Source organism: Actinokineospora cianjurensis (assembly GCF_003663795.1).
In the GTDB taxonomy this organism is placed as follows: Bacteria; Actinomycetota; Actinomycetes; order Mycobacteriales; family Pseudonocardiaceae; genus Actinokineospora; species Actinokineospora terrae.
Map to the genome: position 1 here is coordinate 596934 of NZ_RCDD01000002.1, position 18059 is coordinate 614992.

21 protein-coding genes and 1 pseudogene are annotated in these 18059 nt (G+C 71.9%); 11 read left to right on the top strand and 11 right to left on the bottom strand.

Going from position 1 to position 18059, the window contains the following annotated elements:
• Positions 1–7: 7 nt before the first annotated feature.
• Complete coding sequence (locus tag CLV68_RS17265) at positions 8–787, top strand: class I SAM-dependent methyltransferase (RefSeq protein WP_425454856.1); 780 nt, start codon at positions 8–10, stop codon at positions 785–787.
• A 326-nt stretch (positions 788–1113) separates the two neighbouring features.
• A complete protein-coding gene (locus tag CLV68_RS17270; protein WP_121391890.1) occupies positions 1114–2433 on the top strand; it encodes a pentapeptide repeat-containing protein in 1320 nt (439 codons plus the stop codon).
• A 24-nt stretch (positions 2434–2457) separates the two neighbouring features.
• On the opposite strand, the gene CLV68_RS17275 is transcribed toward CLV68_RS17270, so the two are convergent.
• The 4 genes from CLV68_RS17275 to CLV68_RS36015 form a co-directional block, all read right to left on the bottom strand.
• Positions 2458–3507: a fatty acid desaturase family protein gene (locus CLV68_RS17275; protein WP_121391891.1), complete on the bottom strand. Its 1050-nt coding sequence runs from the start codon at positions 3505–3507 to the stop codon at positions 2458–2460.
• Between the two features lie 199 nt (positions 3508–3706).
• Positions 3707–4045 (bottom strand): hypothetical protein, encoded by a 339-nt coding sequence (locus CLV68_RS33400; protein WP_147460043.1) that lies wholly within the window; start codon positions 4043–4045, stop codon positions 3707–3709.
• 37 nt (positions 4046–4082) lie between these two features.
• Positions 4083–4400 (bottom strand): hypothetical protein, encoded by a 318-nt coding sequence (locus tag CLV68_RS17285; protein WP_147460044.1) that lies wholly within the window; start codon positions 4398–4400, stop codon positions 4083–4085.
• Positions 4397–4969 carry an FG-GAP repeat domain-containing protein gene (locus CLV68_RS36015; protein WP_425454857.1) on the bottom strand — a complete coding sequence of 191 codons (573 nt, stop codon included), beginning with the start codon at positions 4967–4969 and terminating at the stop codon, positions 4397–4399. Before CLV68_RS36015 ends, CLV68_RS17285 begins: the two co-directional genes overlap by 4 nt.
• On the opposite strand from CLV68_RS36015, the gene CLV68_RS17290 reads away from it, so the two are divergent.
• Positions 4899–5312 (top strand): cold-shock protein, encoded by a 414-nt coding sequence (locus CLV68_RS17290; protein ID WP_147460045.1) that lies wholly within the window; start codon positions 4899–4901, stop codon positions 5310–5312. The two genes, CLV68_RS36015 and CLV68_RS17290, sit on opposite strands and share 71 nt — an antisense overlap.
• 113 nt (positions 5313–5425) lie before the next feature.
• Here CLV68_RS17290 and CLV68_RS17295 read toward each other — a convergent pair whose 3' ends face one another.
• The 3 genes from CLV68_RS17295 to CLV68_RS17300 all read right to left on the bottom strand — a co-directional run bounded on the left by CLV68_RS17295 (position 5426) and on the right by CLV68_RS17300 (position 6779).
• Positions 5426–5995 carry a GNAT family N-acetyltransferase gene (locus CLV68_RS17295; RefSeq protein ID WP_246009926.1) on the bottom strand — a complete coding sequence of 190 codons (570 nt, stop codon included), beginning with the start codon at positions 5993–5995 and terminating at the stop codon, positions 5426–5428.
• A complete protein-coding gene (locus CLV68_RS33405) occupies positions 5992–6174 on the bottom strand; it encodes a hypothetical protein (RefSeq protein ID WP_147460046.1) in 183 nt (60 codons plus the stop codon). Before CLV68_RS33405 ends, CLV68_RS17295 begins: the two co-directional genes overlap by 4 nt.
• 68 nt (positions 6175–6242) lie before the next feature.
• Complete coding sequence (locus CLV68_RS17300; protein ID WP_121391895.1) at positions 6243–6779, bottom strand: DUF6292 family protein; 537 nt, start codon at positions 6777–6779, stop codon at positions 6243–6245.
• Positions 6780–7371: 592 nt separating this feature from the next.
• On the opposite strand from CLV68_RS17300, the gene CLV68_RS17305 reads away from it, so the two are divergent.
• Positions 7372–8325: an acyl-CoA desaturase gene (locus CLV68_RS17305; RefSeq protein WP_121391896.1), complete on the top strand. Its 954-nt coding sequence runs from the start codon at positions 7372–7374 to the stop codon at positions 8323–8325.
• 208 nt (positions 8326–8533) lie between these two features.
• Here CLV68_RS17305 and CLV68_RS17310 read toward each other — a convergent pair whose 3' ends face one another.
• Entirely contained in the window at positions 8534–9073 is a 540-nt protein-coding gene (locus CLV68_RS17310) for a class I SAM-dependent DNA methyltransferase (protein WP_121391897.1), read from the bottom strand.
• 161 nt (positions 9074–9234) lie between these two features.
• Here CLV68_RS17310 and CLV68_RS17315 point away from each other — a divergent pair, with 161 nt between their 5' ends.
• From CLV68_RS17315 to CLV68_RS36020, 3 genes and pseudogenes are all read left to right on the top strand, one after another.
• The gene (locus CLV68_RS17315) at positions 9235–10782 is read left to right on the top strand and encodes a PQQ-binding-like beta-propeller repeat protein (protein ID WP_121391898.1); all 1548 of its coding nucleotides are present in this window, start codon (positions 9235–9237) and stop codon (positions 10780–10782) included.
• Positions 10783–10838: 56 nt separating this feature from the next.
• Positions 10839–11618: a transposase gene (locus CLV68_RS17320; protein WP_121392349.1), complete on the top strand. Its 780-nt coding sequence runs from the start codon at positions 10839–10841 to the stop codon at positions 11616–11618.
• Positions 11619–11648: 30 nt separating this feature from the next.
• Positions 11649–12344, top strand: a pseudogene (locus tag CLV68_RS36020) (transposase).
• Between the two features lie 134 nt (positions 12345–12478).
• On the opposite strand, the gene CLV68_RS34000 reads toward CLV68_RS36020, so the two are convergent.
• Positions 12479–12652: a hypothetical protein gene (locus CLV68_RS34000; protein WP_170224419.1), complete on the bottom strand. Its 174-nt coding sequence runs from the start codon at positions 12650–12652 to the stop codon at positions 12479–12481.
• 91 nt (positions 12653–12743) lie between these two features.
• Here CLV68_RS34000 and CLV68_RS17330 point away from each other — a divergent pair, with 91 nt between their 5' ends.
• Together CLV68_RS17330 and CLV68_RS17335 are read left to right on the top strand one after the other, a co-directional pair.
• Positions 12744–13643 carry an aminoglycoside phosphotransferase family protein gene (locus CLV68_RS17330; protein ID WP_121391899.1) on the top strand — a complete coding sequence of 300 codons (900 nt, stop codon included), beginning with the start codon at positions 12744–12746 and terminating at the stop codon, positions 13641–13643.
• A 403-nt stretch (positions 13644–14046) separates the two neighbouring features.
• Positions 14047–14820, top strand: coding sequence for a peptidase M10A (locus tag CLV68_RS17335; RefSeq protein WP_121391900.1), 774 nt, complete (start codon positions 14047–14049; stop codon positions 14818–14820).
• A 213-nt stretch (positions 14821–15033) separates the two neighbouring features.
• Here the strand turns inward: CLV68_RS17335 and CLV68_RS17340 are convergent, their stop codons facing one another.
• On the bottom strand, positions 15034–15762 hold the full coding sequence (locus CLV68_RS17340; RefSeq protein WP_121391901.1) for a hypothetical protein: 729 nt from the start codon (positions 15760–15762) through the stop codon (positions 15034–15036).
• A 9-nt stretch (positions 15763–15771) separates the two neighbouring features.
• Complete coding sequence (locus tag CLV68_RS17345; RefSeq protein ID WP_425454858.1) at positions 15772–16440, bottom strand: papain-like cysteine protease family protein; 669 nt, start codon at positions 16438–16440, stop codon at positions 15772–15774.
• A 317-nt stretch (positions 16441–16757) separates the two neighbouring features.
• Between CLV68_RS17345 and CLV68_RS17350 the strand changes: the two genes are divergently transcribed.
• Positions 16758–17540: a TIGR04222 domain-containing membrane protein gene (locus tag CLV68_RS17350; protein ID WP_170224420.1), complete on the top strand. Its 783-nt coding sequence runs from the start codon at positions 16758–16760 to the stop codon at positions 17538–17540.
• Between the two features lie 41 nt (positions 17541–17581).
• A complete protein-coding gene (locus CLV68_RS17355) occupies positions 17582–18052 on the top strand; it encodes a DUF6228 family protein (RefSeq protein WP_121391903.1) in 471 nt (156 codons plus the stop codon).
• Positions 18053–18059: the final 7 nt, after the last annotated feature.

Below are 18059 nucleotides of genomic sequence, written 5' to 3' on the forward strand. Positions count from 1 at the left end.
TGGGTGCGTGACCAAGGTTCCGCACGAGGCGCGGCAGGTGGCGGAGTCGTTCGGGGCCAACGCCGAGCGGTACGACCGCACCCGGCCCACCTACCCGGACGCCCTGATCGAGCGGGTCCTCGCCGCGAGCCCCGGCCGCGCCGTGCTCGACGTCGGCTGCGGCACGGGCATCGCGGCCCGCCAGTTCCAGGCGGCGGGCTGCACGGTGCTGGCGGTGGAGCCCGACCAGCGGATGGCGGAGTTCGCCCGCCGCGGCGGGCTGGCGGTCGAGGTGGCGACCTTCGAGGAGTGGGACGCCGCGGGCCGGGAGTTCGACGCGGTCGTCGCGGGCACGGCGTGGCACTGGGTGGACCCGGTCGCGGGGGCGGTGAAGGCCAGGCGGCTGCTGCGCCCGGGCGGTGTGCTGGCGGCGTTCTGGCACGTGTTCGTCCCGCCGCCCGAGGTGAGCAGCGCCTTCGTCGCGGCCTGTGAGGACGTGATGCCCGGCTCCCCCTTCATCCTGCCGCCGACTGCCTCCCCGCACGACGCCTACCGGGCGATGGCCACCAAGACCACCGACGGCATCCTCGCCGCGGGTGGCTTCACCGCCCCCGAGCAGTGGACCTTCGACTGGGAGCGCACCTACACCCGCGACGAGTGGCTCGACCAGATCCCCACCCAGGGCGTCCTCAACCTGCTCCCCCCGGACAAACTCGCCCACATCCTCACCACCGTGGGCAACGCCATCGACGACGAGTTCCGCATGCCCTACACCGCCACCGCCGTCACCGCCACCCGCACCGGCTGACCTTAGATCCACTGTGGACAGATGAACTCGGTTGACCGCGAACGGGAGGGCAGAGCAAAGGCGTCGACAACGCTCGCCACCCCGACCCACTCCGCGCCGACCGCGTCCACGAGCCGCCGAACCCCGAGCGCCTGCCCACCGGTGTCCACCCAGTCGCGTTGGCGGCTCTCGTCGCGGGCGAGCGGCCCACGGTCGTTCTCGGGTGGAGGCCAGGGGGTTCATCCTGGGACCGCTGGTGGCCCTCGCGCTCGACGTGGAGCTCCAGCGCTGTCACCCGGTAGGTGGATGGGGCTGGCCTTGGGCGTGGGGGTCAGCAGGCTGGTGGGATGAGAAGCGATGACGAGGCGGACGACGGCGGTAGAGATGAGCCTGAGGACTACACCGTGTTGTCCGTGCGGGTGATGTTGGTGTGGGCGGTGGTGATCGTCGCGGTCGGGGTGGGGGTGGCGGTGTGGCTGCTGGCCGGGGAGCCGGGGCGTGACAGCGAGGAGAACCGGGTTCGGTTGGACGCGATCAGGACGGCGGGGTCGATCGTGGTGGGGACGGGGGGTGCGGCGGCGTTGCTGCTGGCGGCGCGGCGGCAGCGCAGCACCGAGATCGGGTTGCGGCAGAAGGACCGGGACCAGGCGGCGGCCATGGTGGCGTTCCGGCTCCAGGAGCGGGTCGCCGCCGACACCCGCGACGACGCGGCGGCGCGGCGGATCACCGACCTCTACACCAAGGCCGTCGAGCTGCTCGGGTCGGCGCAGGCACCGGCGCGGCTCGGCGGGCTCTACGCGCTGGAGCGGCTGGCGCAGGACAACCCCGGGCAGCGGCAGACCATCGTCAACGTGCTGTGCGCCTGCCTGCGGATGCCGTGCGACCTGCCCGACGAGGCGTCCGACGACCTGCCGGTGGAGGTGGCCGAGGAGGCGTTGGCGGCGACCTACCGGGACCGGCTCAGGGAACGGGAGGTCCGGCTGACCGCGCAACGGCTGATCGCCGCGCACCTGCACCCCGGCACGCACCCGGGCGCACCGGTGCCGACCTACTGGCACGACATCGACCTGGACCTGACCGCGGCGACGCTGGTGGGGTTCAGCCTGCACGGGTGCGCCGCGCGGACCGTCGTGTTCAAGGCGGCGACGTTCGTCGGCTACGCGGACTTCGGGTCGGCGACGGTGAGCGGCGACGCGGACTTCGGCGGGACGACGTTCACCTCGGGGGCCAACTTCGGCTCGGTGGTGCTGCGCGGCGACACCGACTTCGAGTGGGCCACCTTCAGCGACCACGCGAGCTTCGAGGCCGCGGTGTTCGCCGGGGCCGACTTCGAGTGGAGCACGTTCACCGACGGCGCGGACTTCGCCTCGGCGCGGTTCACCCGGGGCGCGAACTTCGGGTCGGCGACCTTCAGCGACGGCGCGGACTTCGAGCGGGCCCGCTTCGACGGGGAGGTCACCTTCGGCTCGGCGACCTTCGGCGGGTACGCCGACTTCCGCGGCGCGCTCTTCCTGGCGGGCATGGACTTCGGTGCCGCGGCGTTCGGCGGCGACACCGACTTCCACGGCACCGGCCTGACCGCGGGCGACGAGCCCGGCTTCCGCGGCGCCACGTTCGACCGCGGGGCGCCGCCGGAGCTGACCGGGGTGAGAGGTCCCCTCGAGTAGCTCAAGAGGACCTCCCGGTTGGACCTAGCTGCTCGCGAGAGCCGGGGTGCGCAGGGTGGCGCCGACCGAGTGCAGGTGGCTCAAGACCTGGCGGTACGAGGCGAAGATGCCGCAGTGCGCGTACGGGATCCCCTGCCGGTCGCAGAACTCCTGCACGATGGGCTGCGCGCGGCGCAGGTTCGCGCGGGGCATGTTGGGGAACAGGTGGTGCTCGATCTGGTAGTTCAGGCCGCCGAACAGGTAGTCGACCCAGCGGCCGCCGGTGATGTTGCGGGAGGTGAGGACCTGCTTGCGCAGGAAGTCCACCGCGTCGTCCTTGCTCAGGATCGGCATGCCCTTGTGGTTGGGGGCGAAGGAACAACCGAGGTAGACGCCCATCACGCCCTGGTGCACGGCGATGAACACCAGCGCCTTGAGCGGCGAGAGCACGGTGAACACCGCGGCGAGGTACACGGCGGTGTGCACGAGCAGCAGGGCGCCTTCGAGCCGGAAGGGCTTGATGTCCTTGGTGACCACGGCCTGCACGCTGGCGATGCGCAGCATGATGGCCTCGACCAGCAGCAGCGGGAAGAACAGGAACGCCTGGTACTTGGTGATGAAGTGCGCGACACCGCTCTTGGTGGTGGCCTGCCGGTCGGTGAAGGCCAGCACGAGGATGTCGATGTCGGGGTCCTCGTCCTCGTGGTTGGGGTTGGCGTGGTGGCGGTTGTGCTTGCTGACCCACCACTGGTAGCTGATGCCGGTGATGGCGCCGTGGGCGTAGCCGACGACGTCGTTGCCCTTGCGGTTCTGGAAGATCTGGCGGTGCCCGGCGTCGTGGCCGACGAAGGCGAACTGGGTGAGCACCAGGCCGAACACGACCGCGGTGATCACCTGCCACCACGAGTCACCCAGCAGCACGAACCCGGCCACCGCGGCGGCGAGCAGCGCGAAGTTCGTGGCGATCCGCACCGCGTAGTAGGTGTGCCGCCGGTGCAGCAACCCCTCGCTCTTGATCGAGCGCGACAGCTCGGCGAAGTCGCTGCCACGCCGAGACTCCGGTTGCTGGGTCTCGGAAACAGGTGATGCAGTCATGGTGTGGTCATTTCTTTCGGTGGGCGCTCAGCACGGCGTGCGGTGGTGCCGGGCTGGCAGTGCGAGGTGCGGACAAACCTTCCACCACCGAGGTCAGCGTCCAGGACCCGGCTGTGGACGGACGGTGTTGTTCATCCGGCGGGAGCACCGGGGCAACACCCCGTTGGGGGGCCGTTGCCGTGCGGGGCGGCCGTCGGTGTCAGCGGAGAGTTGCGGGGGACACGCGGCGGCGCGGGAACCAGGTGCGCGGCGCGGCGGCGGCCGCGGCGAGCAGGAACCCGGCCGCGACGAGCATGGCGACCGCGGGCAGGACCAGGTCCGCCGCGGTGGTCGAGAGGGGGGTGACCGGCGGGGATCCCCGCAGCCAGAGCACGAGCAGGACGAGCAGCACCACCAACAGCAGGACGCCTGCCGCCTGGGACCCGTCGCGCGCGGCACGGGCCGAGAGGGGGGTTGGCAGCTCCGCGGCGGTCGGCGGAAGGGGATCCGCGGGTGGTGGAGTCGACAGTACGGGCCCGGTGGCTGGCGTATCGGTCATGGGTGCCCCCTCTCTGAGGTGGGGCTCACCGCTGAGGCTATACCACCCATTCCCCCCATGCCGACGCGGCGACGAGGTATCTCCAGGGGGTATGCCGCAGGTGCCAGGACCGGTAATCCGGACCGGTCACCGAGTGCCCCCGACCTCGAACGATGGGGCTCGGCCGCAGGCGGTGATGACCCGAACGGGGTAGGGGAACCCGCACCTCCCCCGCCCGGGGTTCGCTGGTGAAGCCCTTGTCGTCGAACCGGGCGACCGGCGTCCCGTCGGCGCGGACGTGGACCAGGTCGGCGCGCCCGTCACCGGTGAGGTCGCCGAACTTGACGCGGGTCGGGTCAAGTTCGTTGCCGATCACCAGCTCACCGGTCCCCGGCACCGCGACGAGGCCGTTGCCGTCGTAGCGGCACGCTCGTGGTGCACCAGCTCGGCGCGACCGTCACCCGACAGGTCGGCGAAGTGGACCCGGGTGGGGTCGTCGAACCCGGTGCCGACAACGACCTCGTTCGTCCACGGCCGTGTCGTGAGCCCGTTCCCGTTGCACCGGACGCGAAGCGTGCCGTCCGGGCCGATGTGGACCAGGTCGAGGCGTCCCGGAAGGGTCGGCGCCCCGCAGGTCGGCGAACAGCTGTCCGTTCGGGTAGTCCTCGCGCGGCAGGTGCCCGGCGCACCGCGGGGACGTAGCTGCGCACGAGCGGGTCGGTCCTCGTCCCACAGGTGCGCGATCCCGCGGCAACCGGGAGTTCTCGGAGGCCGCGGTGCCCGACCGGCGTGGGGATCGTTCCGGCGCAGGGCACCCGCACCCGGTCCGGCGCGGCACCTGTTGCGGTACAATCGGTTCGGTCGGGGTACCAAGGTGTCGGCACCCAGCGGATCCGGTTCCCGGCTGAGACCGACCGCCGTTCTCGCGGTCGGGGACGGGAGCACCGGCTTGCCGCCGGACTACCAGCTCGCCACGTCACACCACGCACTGACCAGTCCCGCCGAGCGCTCGAGCAAGGCCGCGATCGGCTTCGCCGACGGCCGGGCGGCCGCGGAGAAGGCCGAGGCGGTCCAGCGGGTCCGCGCGGCCCGCACGGTCGCGGTGCACTCGCTCGACGCCGAGGACCGCGGTGTGCTGCTGTCCATGTTGGGCATCGCGGGCCAGGAGCCCGCGCCGGGCACCCCACCGGCTGCCGCCTCCCAGCCAGCCACACCCGACCAGCAGGTCGAGTTCGAGATCGGTGCGGGCCGCAAGGGTCCGGAAGCGGTCTCGGTCCGGGTGCCGTAACCCGGCCCTCAGGACAAACGCCGACTGTCCGCCCCCGGTCGTTCACGGGGGCGGACAGTCGTGCGTTGGTCATGTCCCGCGGCTGAGGTCAGTGCGGTTCAGGTCGGCCGGGTTCAGCTCGGTGGGTGGTGACCCTCGGGGGCGGCGCGGTCGAGATCGGCCACGCGCAGCCGGTACACCTGCAGGTCCAGGCCGAAGTACTTGCTGGTCTCGCCGACCCAGTACATGCCGTTCCGGCGGATCGCCGTGGTGTCGGCACCCGGCCGGACCAGGGCGAACACCTCGTCGAGGCCGTGCGCGAACGCCTGGGAGGCGACCAGGAAGGCGGTCTCCTCGGCGAGCTGGGCGTCGGCGTCGGGGCGCAGCTGCCAGGTCATGCCGGTGTCCTCGTCGCCGGGCGGCAACGGCAGCAGGGTGGCCCCGCCGACCACGCCGCCGTCGTCGAGGCGCCGGACCGCCCACCGGCCGTGCGGCGCCCCCAGGCCCTCGCGCCCCCACTGCTCGACCAGCACGCGCATCGCGGCCAGGTCGGCAACCCGGGCGACCTGCGGACACGGCCAGCTGGTCACCGCGGCCGCGCCGTAGACGGCGAACGCGTCGTCGACATCGGCCGCTCGCCACGGCGTCAGGCCGACCGCACCGGACAGCGTCAGTCCACTTCGGACGTCCGGGGTGATGGTCAAGGGGTGGACCGGTCCGGGTGCCTCGGGGTGGGCGCGGTGCCCGGGGTGTCCGATGAGGACTCGAAGCGGGGCACCTCGGCGTTGCCGGGGTTCCTGGTCACCGCCCGCTCCTCGGTGGTGGGGTGGCTGAACAGGACGGGGGACATCCCGCCCTCGTGCTGTGCGGTCACAGGCGTCATGGGTTCCTCTTGTCTCACGGGTGGTTCTTGGTCTCTGCGGTGGTGTCCACTCGGGTCGCGCGGGCGGCTCAGCGGCCGTGCCCGCGCATGCGCTCGACGACGTCGGTCCAGTCGAGCGGGTCCGGCGCCGCCGGTGCGGCGGACCGGGCGGTGCGCCTGGCGAGCGCCACGGACACGAACCCGGCCACCTCGGCCGGGTCGGGCACCAGGTCGCCGCTGGCGGCCGACAGCACGATCGGGCGTTCCGCCGGGTCGGTCTCCACCGACACCGACCAGCCCCGCGCGTCCCACACCAGCATCACGTCGCGGTCCGGGTACGCGGTGGCCCGGTGCCCGAGCGCCACGTACGCGGTGACCGTGTCGGTGACCTCGCAGGTGACGCCCTCCGCAGGCACCCCGAGCGCCGCGGCGACGGTCCTGACGTAGCCGCCGAGCGCACTCGCCAGGGCGTGGGCGATCTCGGTCGGCGGGGTCAGCGCGTGCTGGGACACGGCCCTGGTGGGACGCCACCCGGTCGCGGCCCTCGGCCGCGGCGCACCCGCCACGGCGGCCTGGGTGCTCCGGTGGTCGCGGTGCGTCTCGGGGTGTGCGTCGGTGCGTGTCATGTGGATGCGGCCAGCCTCCTGGCTGTGGGCCTGCCGCGCGGCGGACCGCGCGAGTGGCTCGGGAAGGGCCGCGGCCAGCGTGCGCGTGGTGGCGACCAGGGGAGAACAGGGAGAGCGAGCGGTGCCCGGCGGGTGGGCCGGTGCTCGGCGAACCGACCTCAGGCGGGTCGGACCAGCCTGGGAAGCACACCCGCTGGATGCGGGTGGATCGGCGCGCCCTGTGGCCCAGCGTACCCCACCGACAGCCGCAACGGGGGTGACAACCGCGACGACACGGGCGATTGCCTGGTCGGGACCGACGGGAATCCGCGATTTCGTCCCGAACCGCGGTCACCACGTGGTAGGCGGGGTGGATGCCGCGTACCGTCACGGGTGACAGGCGGTGCCAACGGCGCGACACCGACCGGGTGGACCCCGGCAGCGCCCCGCCACCCCCGTTCGGTCGACCACGTGCTGGCGTTCACCACGGCTGCCGAACGCGTCGGGCGAGAGTCCCACACCGCTTGAACCCCCAACGAGCCGCTGCCCCGCGCCGGGTGCGGCGCCGTGCGCCCGCACGGTCGCGCTCGTCCACGACTACCCGAGGCGAAATATGACCACAGCGACACCCAGCCCACCAGTCGACACCCCCCGACCACCGAAGAAGCCGATCCTGGCCGAGCAGGCAGGCCGAGCCGAGCTGATCACCATTCGGTTCTTCCTGATCGTGCCGTTCGTGGCCCTGGTCGGGGTCGTGCCAGCCGCGGTGTGGGGGTGGGGCGTCAGCTGGGTCGACATCGGCATCGCCGCGGTCTTCTACACGGTGTCGACGCTGGGTATCACCATCGGCTACCACCGGTACTTCACCCACGGCGCGTTCAAGGCGAACCGGGGGCTGCGGGTCGCGCTCGCCATCGCCGGTGGGCTGGCCGCGCAGGGCTCGGTGATCACCTGGGTCGCCGACCACCGCCGCCACCACGCGTTCTCCGACCGCGCGGGCGACCCGCACTCCCCGTGGCTGTTCGGCACGTCGCCGATGGCGCTGCTGCGCGGCTTCTGGCACGCGCACATGGGCTGGCTGTTCGGCCGCGACCGCACCAACGTCGACCGGTTCGCCCCCGACCTCGCCGCCGACGCCGACCTGCGGATGGTCGACCGGCTGTTCCCGCTCTGGGTCACCCTCAGCGTCGGCCTGCCCGCGCTGCTCGGCGGCCTGATCACCTGGTCGTGGTGGGGCGCGCTGAGCGCGTTCCTGTGGGCCGGGCTGGCCAGGGTCGCCTTCCAGCACCACGTCACCTGGTCGGTCAACTCGGTCTGCCACATGGTCGGCGACCGCCCGTTCGCCAGCAGGGACAAGTCGGCCAACTTCTGGCCGCTGGCCATCCTGTCCATGGGCGAGTCCTGGCACAACCTGCACCACGCCGACCCCACCTCGGCCCGCCACGGCGTCCGCCGCGGCCAGGTCGACATCTCGGCCAGGGTCATCTGGATCTTCGAGAAGCTCGGCTGGGCCCACGACGTCCGCTGGCCCGACGACCGCCGCCTGGCCCGCCTCGTCGCGCAGTAACCGCACGCCCCCGGCTGGGCTGCTCGCGGCCCAGCCGGCCATCTCCCCTCGCAGCGGCCGCCTCCTGCTCCTGCTGAAGCAGTCATCTCCCGCCCACCAGCCATCTCCCGTGCACCGGCCATCCCACCTGCGGCGGCCACCTCCCTTGCAGCAGTTGCCCCTCCTGTACGGCTACCCGCACAACAGCCAACCCCTCACGATCAGCGGCTCAGCGGCGGTGGACCGACACGGCGTAGTCGCCGCCGTTGAACGGGTCCTTGGCCCAGGTGGCGTACCGCTCGACGAGGGTCAGGCCCGCCGCTGTGCAGTGGGTGTCGTAGTCGGTTGTGGTGTAGCCGCGGTCCAGTGAGAAGCCTGCGACGAGCACGCCGTTCTCGGTGACGTGGCTCGCGACGCCGGCAGCGAGGGCCGCCTGTGTGCCGGGTGCGGTGAAGAGGGGCACGTTGCCCGCCATCACGACCACGTCGAAGGCCCGCCCGAGGTCCAGCCCCACCAGGTCTCGGTGGTGCCACGTGATGCCTGGCGCGCGCTCCCGGGCCACGGTCAGCATCGACTCGTCACCGTCGACCCCGACGACGTCGATCCCGTGCCTGGCCAACTCGATGCCCACGCGGCCCGTGCCGCAGCCCGCGTCCAGCACGGTCGCGGGCCGGTACCCGCGAACGAACTCGGCTTCCCCGTGCACGTCCTGCCCACTGCCCGCGAGCCGGTCGAACCGCCGCTGGTAGTCCTCGCCATCCCACGTCACCCGCCCACCGTGGCACACCCGGGCCCGGACGGCCCCGAGCGGGCTCGTCGACCTCTACACCACCGCGAGCGCGACCCGGACAGGCGAGTGGGAAGGACTGCCACCGGCGGTAAGGGAACGGGACCGGGGCGGGGCGCGTCGACTGTGGCGGGGGTGGTGTCGTGATCGGGATGGGGCTCGCGGTGGCGGGCGCGGTGTGCGCGGGTGTGTCGATGCTGCTCGACGGCGGCGTGGCGCGGACCGATCCGGTGTGGGGTGGCATCGGGGTCGCCGGGGTCGGGCTCGCGGCGCTGCTGGTGTTGGGTGGGGCGCGGCGGGTTGGGGGTGTCGTGGCGGGGGCAGCGGCGGGATTCGCCGGGTTCCTGGTCGTGACCGATGTGGTGTCGGGGGTGGCTGGGCCGTCGTCCTGGGTTCTCCTGGTGGGGGCGGTGGCGACGCTGCTGGGCGCGGTGACGCGTGATCGCCGCGGTTGGGTGCTCACCGTGGTGTCGGTGCTGGTGGTCGCGGCAGCGGGGTTCGGCGTCCGCTCTGTGCCGGACGCGGTGGCGGTCGAGTCCGGGACGGTCGCGGCGCAGGCCCGACCCGAGGTGGTCGACCGGCCTCGGGGCGAACCATGGCGCTGGACGGCGGACGCGCCGGTCGTCGAGGCGGTGGTCGCCGGGACCGGGTTGGTGGTCGGCACCGACGCGGGACAGGTCGTCGCGGTGGGCGCGGGTGGCAGGCGGTTGTGGCACTACACCCGCGCGGGCACCGACGTGACCTCGCTGGCCACCACACCCGACCAGGCGCTCGTGGTGGCGACGTTCAGCGGCGGCGGGCCACACGCGCGCGACGGCGAGCTGTCGGTGTTGCTCGACGCGGCGACCGGGGATGTGCTGCGGGAGTGGGCGGTACGCGACCACAGCGCGCTTGATCCGTTGCCCTCCAACAGCGTGCTCCCGGTGTCTGAGCGGTTCGACCTCCCAGACCACCGCGTCGACCACCGCACCCACGGCACCGATCTGCGCACCGGGGAGCGGTTGTGGACCTGGCAGGCGCCCGCGGGGTGCCTGTCGCCGTGGGGTGTGCACGAGTCGGGTGCAGACGTGGTCATCGTGTCGTTGAGCTGCCAGGACGACTGGGGTGTCGTGGCGCTGGGCGATCGCGACGGGGTGGCGCGGTGGCAGCGGCTGTTCCCGGTGCCGCCGGGTGAGAGCTCGCACTTCCTGGTCAACCGGAACGCCGACGGCACGGCGGTCTCCGTGCACGACCTGGGCAGCCGCCGGGAACTCCTGCGGACCCGCGACGGCTCGCCCGTGGCGGTGGAGGCGTTGCGGGGCCGGTGGTTGTGGGCGAACGCGGGACAGGTCGCGGTCGGCGAGGAACAGGTCGCGGGCGGACGGGTGCTGTCGTCGGTGGCGGTGGACCCGGCCGATGGCTCCGCCACGGTGCTGGCGCAGGCGCAGTGCGCGGGCAGGCGAACGCTGGCCACGACCGCGACGGCGGTGCTGAGACTGTGCTTCACCGATACCCGCGCCGAACTGACCCGGCAGGAACTCGGCGGGAGCACAGTCGAGCGAACGACCATCGACGGCTGGACCGCGCCGCCCGGCCACCAAAACTCGGGCAGCTTCCGCGGGTTGTTCCGCGCGGTCGGCGTACTGCCCGCGCCGGGTTTCCTCGCCATCGTCCGCCGCGACGACCCCACTGTCCTCGGCTACCCGGGCTAAGGGATGTCTCGTAACCCAGTGGTCTGGTTGTGGGGCAGGTGGTTGACCATGTGCGGGTGCAGGTGATCTCCTCGTCGCGGTCGGAGTGGATAGCGCCGTTCACCGGGGTGGAGCCAGGCCGGTTCCGCACGTTGGTGCGGGTGGTGGCCCAACGTGGCGGGGAAGCGGTCGCGGACGGACGTCCGGGCAGGCAGTGGCGGTTGACGCTGCCGGATCGGGTGCAGCTGGTGGCGGTGTACTGGCGGACGAACCTGACCATGCGTCAGATCGGGCCGTTGTTCGGTGTCTCGCACTCCGCCGCGCATCGGGTGGTGGACTCACTCGGCCCGCTGTTGGCGTTGGCGCCGGTGCGCAAACGCCGGATCGACCAGGTCGCCATCGTGGACGGCACCTTGGTCCCGACCCGAGACCACCGGGTGGCGGAGCGGTCGAAGAACTACCGCTACTCCACCAACCTGCAGGTCGCTATCGACGCCGACACCCGACTCGTGATCGCCACCGGCGACCCACAACCGGGCAACCGCAACGACTGCACCGTCTACCGCGACTCCGGCATCGCCGCCCAACTGGCAGGTCGCCCGGTGATGGCGGATGGCGGCTACCAGGGCAACTCCGAGGTGATCATGCCCTACCGCAAACCCCGAGACGGCATCGAGCTGCCGACCTGGAAAGAAGACCTCAACACCGTCCACCGCAAGATCCGCGCCCGGGTCGAACACGCCCTGGCCGGGATGAAGAACTGGAAGATCCTGCGTGACTACCGCCGAGCAGGCCACACCCCGGCCGCCACCGCCGCGGGTATCGCCCTCCTGCACAACCTCACCATCACCGGCTAACCGAGTCTCCGCTCCCAGGCACACCACAAGATCAGTTACGAGACATCCCTTAGGGCCTGTCCTCACAGCGAGCAGTGGCAGGCGATCGAGCCGTTGTTGCCTGCCTCGGGCGTGCAGGGGCGTCCTCGGGTGGACGACCGCAGGGTGATCAACGGGATGCTGTTCAAGGCCAAGACGGGTGTCGCCTGGCGTGACCTGCCCGAACGCCACGGGCCGTGGAGGACGGTCGACACCCGGTTCTGGCGCTGGTCGCGCGATGGCACCCTCACCGTGCTTGTGGCGGGGGTGCGTGTGATCGCCGAGGCACGCCGCCAGCGCCCGCCGCGCGAGCGTGACCGGCGGCAACGTCAACGACCGCACCCGGTTCGCCGCCGTCATGGCCGGAATCGAGTTCCGGCGGCCGGGCCCCGGTCGCCCGGCGACCCGGCCGAGCCGGGTGATCGCGGACAAGGGCTACTCGACCAAGGCCATCCGCGCCCACCTGCGCGGCCGCGGCAGCCGCGCCACGATCCCCGAACGCCGCGACCAGCAGGCCAACCGCAGACGCGAAGGCCGGGCCGGAGGACGACCACCGGCCTTCGACCGCACCGCCTACAAGCGCCGCGACGTGGTCGAGCGCTGCTTCAACCGGCTCAAGCAGTTCCGCGCCATCGCCGCCCGCTCGACAGGACCGCCACCTCCTACCGAGGCATGCTCGACCTGGCCACTCTGCTCATCTGGCTTTGAGGACAGGCCCTCGGCCGATCAGCCGCGATCGCGTCAGGGCGGCGGGGCAGCCGATCAACCCGCCTTCGGCCGTCGCGATGCCGTGACCCGGTGGCGTTGCCCGCCGCCACCGGGATCGCCGCGGGAACCAGCGGTCAGTCGGCGATGACCAGGACAGCGGCCGGGCGGGACTGCGAACGCATGCTGTCGTCGTCATCATCGTCATCGTCGTCGTCATCACCGCAGGCGGCGAGCAACGGCAGCATCGCCAGCGCTCCCGCGACGGCCAGGAGTCGCAACGGTCGGCGGGCGGCGGGGTCGTGAGCCACAGCGAGGTCCCCTCGTTTTCGGACATACCGGTCAACCGCCACAGTACCCACACCGCGGTCCGGCCAACCCGGATCGATAGGGTCAGGCCCCATGGGGACGATGCACGCGGACGAGGCGACCACCGACGACGGACTGGTACGACGCTTGGTCGGCGACCAGTTCCCCGAGTGGGCCGACCTGCCGGTGCGGCGCCTGGCGTCCGGGGGCACCACCAACGCCATCTACCGAGTCGGCGACGAACTGACCGCGCGACTGCCGCTCACTGCGAGCGGGGCTGCCGGGATCGCCGAGGAGGCGCGCTGGCTGACCGCGCTGGCTCCGCTTGTCCCTGCCGAGATCCCGGCAGTCGTGGGGCTGGGCAAGCCGGGTGCGGGGTATCCGCACGCGTGGTCGGTGCACCGCTGGATCGAGGGCGATGTCCTCGTCGAGGGCCAGGTCGGCCTGGGGTTGGCGCGGGACCTGGCCAGGTTCGTCACCGCCATGCGCGCGGTCGACCTGGACGGCGGTCCGCTCGCGCACCGGGGTGCCCGGCCACTGGCCGATGCCGACGCGGCGACCCGGTCCGCGATCCAGGCGCTGCGGGAGACCGACGAACTGGTCGACGTCGACGCCGCGCTCGCCGCGTGGGAGGCCGCCGTCGCCATCCCACCCTGGTCGGGGCCGCCGCGCTGGACCCACTGCGACCTCATGCCCAGCAACCTGCTGGGCAGCGACGGTCGGCTCGCCGCGGTGCTGGACTTCGGCACGGCGGGCCTCGGTGACCCCGCCACGGACCTGATCCCCGCGTGGGGTCTGCTGGAACCGCCCGCCCGCGCCGAGTTCCGGGCGCACGTCGACGCCGACGACGACATGTGGGGCCGCGGCCGGGGTTGGGCGCTGTCGATGGCACTCGTCCAGTTGCCGTACTACCGCCGCACCAACCCGGTCATCTCCGCCAACGCCCGCTATGTGGTCGACCGGGTCCTTTCCGGACAACAGCACTGTCGATGACAGCAGTCGCCTTCCGCCGAGCACGACATCACTACGCAGGTGCCGTGGCCTGAGCGCGGTGTAAGAGGCGTTGCGCCCGGCCCGTGGTCAGCACTGTCCACAGTGCATCGCGCACCCGTTCCCGCACCCGTGCGCTGGCGGTCGGCCGGGGGGGCTGGTTCACCCAGGACGGGGGTAGACGCGGCGGCGGCTGGGTTTGTGGGTGACGCGGTGACGGTGTGCTGGGAGGCAACGGGTTCGACTGCCCGAGTGGGGGTCGCTGATGGGTCGGAAACCCGTGAGGTTCGGCAGCGCCGGGTGTCAGCTGAGGCGCGCACCCGGTTCGCACCCGAGTGCGCACCCGACCCGCTCCCCGCGGCCTCGACTCTTGTGTCATCCAGCCAGGACGACCAGGGAGTACCCGATGCGCCGCTCGATCACCACTCTCGCCGCCACCGCCCTGGCCGCCACCGCCGTCATCATCGCGGGCCAGCCGGTCACCTCGACCGCCGCCGCTGACGACCAGGTGTTCCTGGTCGCCGAGGCGTTCACCTACGACGAGGGCGACGCCGTCACCGCCACCGCGACCGCCGCCTCCGCCGCCAGCGCCTGCGAGGACACCACCTACGCCCTCAAGACCTGGAAGGTCGGCACCCTCACCTGGCTCTACAACGGTGACGGCGTCCCCGCCAACATCGCCTCCACCGCCCTGGGCTCCATCACCACCTCCACCAACACCGTCGCCAAGGGCACCAACCGCTGCGGCCTCACCAACCTCACCACCTCCACCTACACCTACGGCGGCACCACCACCCTCAAGCCCCAGGTCTCCTCCACCGCCACCTGCACCGGCAACGACAACAAGTCCGTCACCGGCTGGGGCACCCTGCCCGCCAAGGTCCTCGCCTACACCTGCACCTACTACAACGCCAAGGGCGTCGTCATCGCCTCCGACACCCTCATCGACAACATCGCCTACACCTGGTTCACCACCAAGCCCGCCAACTGCACCGGCCAGCAGTACGACCTCGAAACCACCCTCACCCACGAGCGCCTCCACACCGCCGGCCTCGGCCACGTCGACCAGGCCAACAACGCCACCCAGACCATGACCCCCGCCAGCTCCCCCTGCGACACCTCCCGCCGCCTCCTCGGCGCAGGCGACTACGCCGGCCTCAAGGCCCTGGCCGCCAAGTAGTCCCGCTCGATCACAGCCCTCTCCCCCACCACGGGGAGAGGGCTTCTCGTTGTTCCCGGACATGGTGTTCGCTGCCTACACGAGGCTCTTCGTCTGCATGAAGCCAGATTAACGAGGCGTGTTGGCGGTCAAGGGAAGTATTTCCGGGCTGTGGACTACTCGGTGGCATGTGGACAACCCGCGGGAAAACGCTGAAGCGCTCCCCCACGACCACTAGCCCACCGCGGAACCGGCAAGCCGGGAGCGCGTCGATCGGCGGCGCCACAGGATGGCCAAGGCGAGGGCGAGGGCCGCGCCGATCACGGCAGGGAGGGTCCAGTCGCGAGTGGAGGGCGGGGTGGGGGTGGGTGGGGGTTCCAAGGACGCGGCGTAGCGGGTGTGGACTTGGGATTGGTACTGGGGCAGGGGAACGAGGGTGCCGATCGGGGACTGGGGCATGCTGGCCCGCAGGAGCACCACGCCCGAGGGGGTCAGTGCGTACCAGCCGTTGATCTGGGGCTCGTTCAGCAGCAGGGCGTCGCGGGCCAGGTTCGCGCTGAGGGACTCCTCGTCGTTGCCGGAGAAGACGCTGTCGACCGACCAGGTGCCCGCGGCGTCGGGCGTGACGCGGAGGGTGGCGTGGTGGCCCACCTCGTCGGTGGCGGTGACGGCGACGTACTGCAGGATTCCCGCTGGGGCGCCGGGGACGCCGCGGACGAAGTCGGGGTTGAGGACGTAGGTGGGGGTGGCGCGGGAGGAGACGGTGATGGTGGTGGGGTCGGTGCCGTGGACCTGCCGGAAGTTCGTCTTGGCGATGCTGGTCGACGCGGGCTCCCCTGCGGCGGCCAGCGCGGCGGCGAGGTCCGGCGGCGAGGGTTGCCGCGGCGGCACGGCAGCCGCGGCGGGCGTGGACAGGGCGACCGCGAGCAGCAGCGCGGCGACGAGGGGTTTCCGGCAGGCCACGGCCGTCCCCTACCGGGCCTTGGTGATGTTGACGATGGTGTCGTTCCAGCGGAACTGGGCGTTGCTGCGGTACTTGGTGTGGTTCCAGGTCTGGTACCGCTGGTAGGTCGGCCACGGGTCGCCGACCATGATCGTCTTGTTCGTCGAGTCGTAGCCGTAGATCACCTCGGCGTGGCCGCCGCCGGAGGTCCAGTAGATCCCGGTCAGGTTCGGGATCCCGGCGTCGATCTGGCTGACCACGGAGGCGAAGCTGATGGCCCCGCCCGCGTCGACGGCGTTGAACCCGGTGCCCCGGAAACCGCGCACGATCTCGGGGATCTCGGCGGCCTCGTTGCGGCAGTACCCGCCCGAGGCGCCCTTGCCCGCGGCGCAGAACGACTGCTGCGTCGCGGTGCCCCCGAGGGTGCGCTCGATGCTGGACCCGGTCGCCGCCCAGCACCACTGGTCCTGCTGCTGGACCTGCTGGGTGTAGTTGAGCTTCTTCACCGCCAGCGGGGCCGCGTCGAGCGCGGCCCGGACCGGGACGACCTCCTTGACCTCGGTGTGGTCGGCGGTCTTGACCAGACCGTGCGGCAGCACACCGGTGGCGGCGACCGCGGGCGACGGGACCACCACCGCGACCGCGGCGAGCGCGGCGACCGCGAGCGGCACGGCTCGCAGCAGAGTTGTTCGATGCACGAGTGTTCTCCTTGCAGGGGAAGGACTTCCGGCACTCGACCCGGGACCGGCGGGCCTGCCCCAACCGTCGCGCTCCCCCATCGGCGTGAACAACCACACCGCGTTGCCGGCGGGCGAGCTGTGATCGTTCACGCCCCACCACGCAGGGCGTTGCCAAGCGACGGCGCCAACATTCGCTGTTCCTTCACCGGGGGTGAACGCGCGGCGGGGGCGACAGTGAACCGGACACCGCGCGCATACCGGTTCGCCCGTTCCGGTCCCGCGCCGCGTCGATGATCACTAGGCTCGGTCGCGGCGCCGAGCGAGGGGATCGCGGGATGTTCGTGTCGTGGATGGTGTTGTTCGTGGCGGCGTGCGGGCTGCCCGTGTGGCTGCTGGCGCGCGACTACCGGCTGGCTCGGGACACCAGCGTGGCGGACAGGCACGACTGGGACCTGGTCGACATCGCGTTGGTGCGCGGCGGGCGCGCCGGGCGGGTGCGGGCGGCGGACGCGGTCGTGGCCGACCTCGTCGACCGCGGGGTGCTCGAGGTGAGCGACACCCACACCATCACCCCGGTGTCACCGGCTGCCGGGGCGGTCACCGGGATGGAGAAGGTGGTCGTCGAGTACACCGGCAAGCGGACCGCCCGGTTGTGGTCCATCCGCAACGAGGTCACGGACAACTGCGACGAGGAGTTCGACTCCCGGTACCGGGAACTGCGCAAGATCGGTGTCCTGTTGTCGTTGTCCGGCCAGGGCATGGCGTTCGCGGTGGTCCACACGGCCATGCTCTTCCTCACCGTCCCGTACTTCCTGTACTGGATCGACGGCATCTTCACCAGCGCGCCGCTGTGGCTGTGGGACGGTCCGGCGGGCCGGGCGCGGCTGCTGATGTTCCTGATCTTCGCCGTGCCGGTCGGCCTCGTGGTGTGGCGGGAACGGCTCTTCCGGATGACCGCGCGCAGCCCGCTCGGCGACGTGGTCGCGCAGCGCCTGGCCGCCACCGCCACGGCCGCCGACGGTCTGGGCCGCTGGGTCGCGCTCCACGGCCTGGGCACCACCGACCCGGACCAGGACGACCCGCGCCCGCTCATCCTCGGCACCTCGGCACCCGCGTAATCCTCTTGGGATGGACGGCGGCGGGTGGCTACCGTTCTGGCATGGCGTATCCGTACAAGTGGGAGAGCACCCACCACGACGAGTGGTCCTGTCTGGACGAGGGGAACGTCGTCGTGCGGTGCGGGCAGGATTCCGCGGTGTCGGTGACCTTCTGCGGGCGCTGGGTCGAGGAGTACCTGGGTCTGTACTTCGCCGTCCACACGGCGGCGCGCGGGGTGGACGCCGTGCTCTACGACGTACCCACCTGGGCGGACCGCATCGGGTTGGCGCAGTTCATCGAGGGGCTGGACTACCGCGGCTGGGAGGGCGACCTGCACTGGGCCAGCAGGCACGGCGGCCTGGGGGTGTCAGCGCGCTACGAATCCAGGGGGCAGGTCAGGCTGACGTGGACTCTGAGCTCCTACGAGGTCGAGGAGATCTGGAGCGTCACGGTGCGGACCTGGGTGGAGGCGGGCGCCGCCAAGGATGACCTGGCGGCGCGGCTGCACGTGTTCCTCAGCGGCCCCGGGTAGCGGTCGG

Coding starts and splice junctions, on each gene's coding strand:
- CLV68_RS17300 (WP_121391895.1), bottom strand. CDS start 6,779: ATGACACGCACCGACGCACACCCCGAGACGCACCGCGACCACCGGAGC.
- CLV68_RS17335 (WP_121391900.1), top strand. CDS start 14,047: ATGCGCCGCTCGATCACCACTCTCGCCGCCACCGCCCTGGCCGCCACC.
- CLV68_RS33405 (WP_147460046.1), bottom strand. CDS start 6,174: ATGACGCCTGTGACCGCACAGCACGAGGGCGGGATGTCCCCCGTCCTG.
- CLV68_RS17330 (WP_121391899.1), top strand. CDS start 12,744: ATGGGGACGATGCACGCGGACGAGGCGACCACCGACGACGGACTGGTA.
- CLV68_RS33400 (WP_147460043.1), bottom strand. CDS start 4,045: ATGACCGATACGCCAGCCACCGGGCCCGTACTGTCGACTCCACCACCC.
- CLV68_RS17305 (WP_121391896.1), top strand. CDS start 7,372: ATGACCACAGCGACACCCAGCCCACCAGTCGACACCCCCCGACCACCG.
- CLV68_RS17355 (WP_121391903.1), top strand. CDS start 17,582: ATGGCGTATCCGTACAAGTGGGAGAGCACCCACCACGACGAGTGGTCC.
- CLV68_RS17270 (WP_121391890.1), top strand. CDS start 1,114: ATGAGAAGCGATGACGAGGCGGACGACGGCGGTAGAGATGAGCCTGAG.
- CLV68_RS17350 (WP_170224420.1), top strand. CDS start 16,758: ATGTTCGTGTCGTGGATGGTGTTGTTCGTGGCGGCGTGCGGGCTGCCC.
- CLV68_RS17275 (WP_121391891.1), bottom strand. CDS start 3,507: ATGACTGCATCACCTGTTTCCGAGACCCAGCAACCGGAGTCTCGGCGT.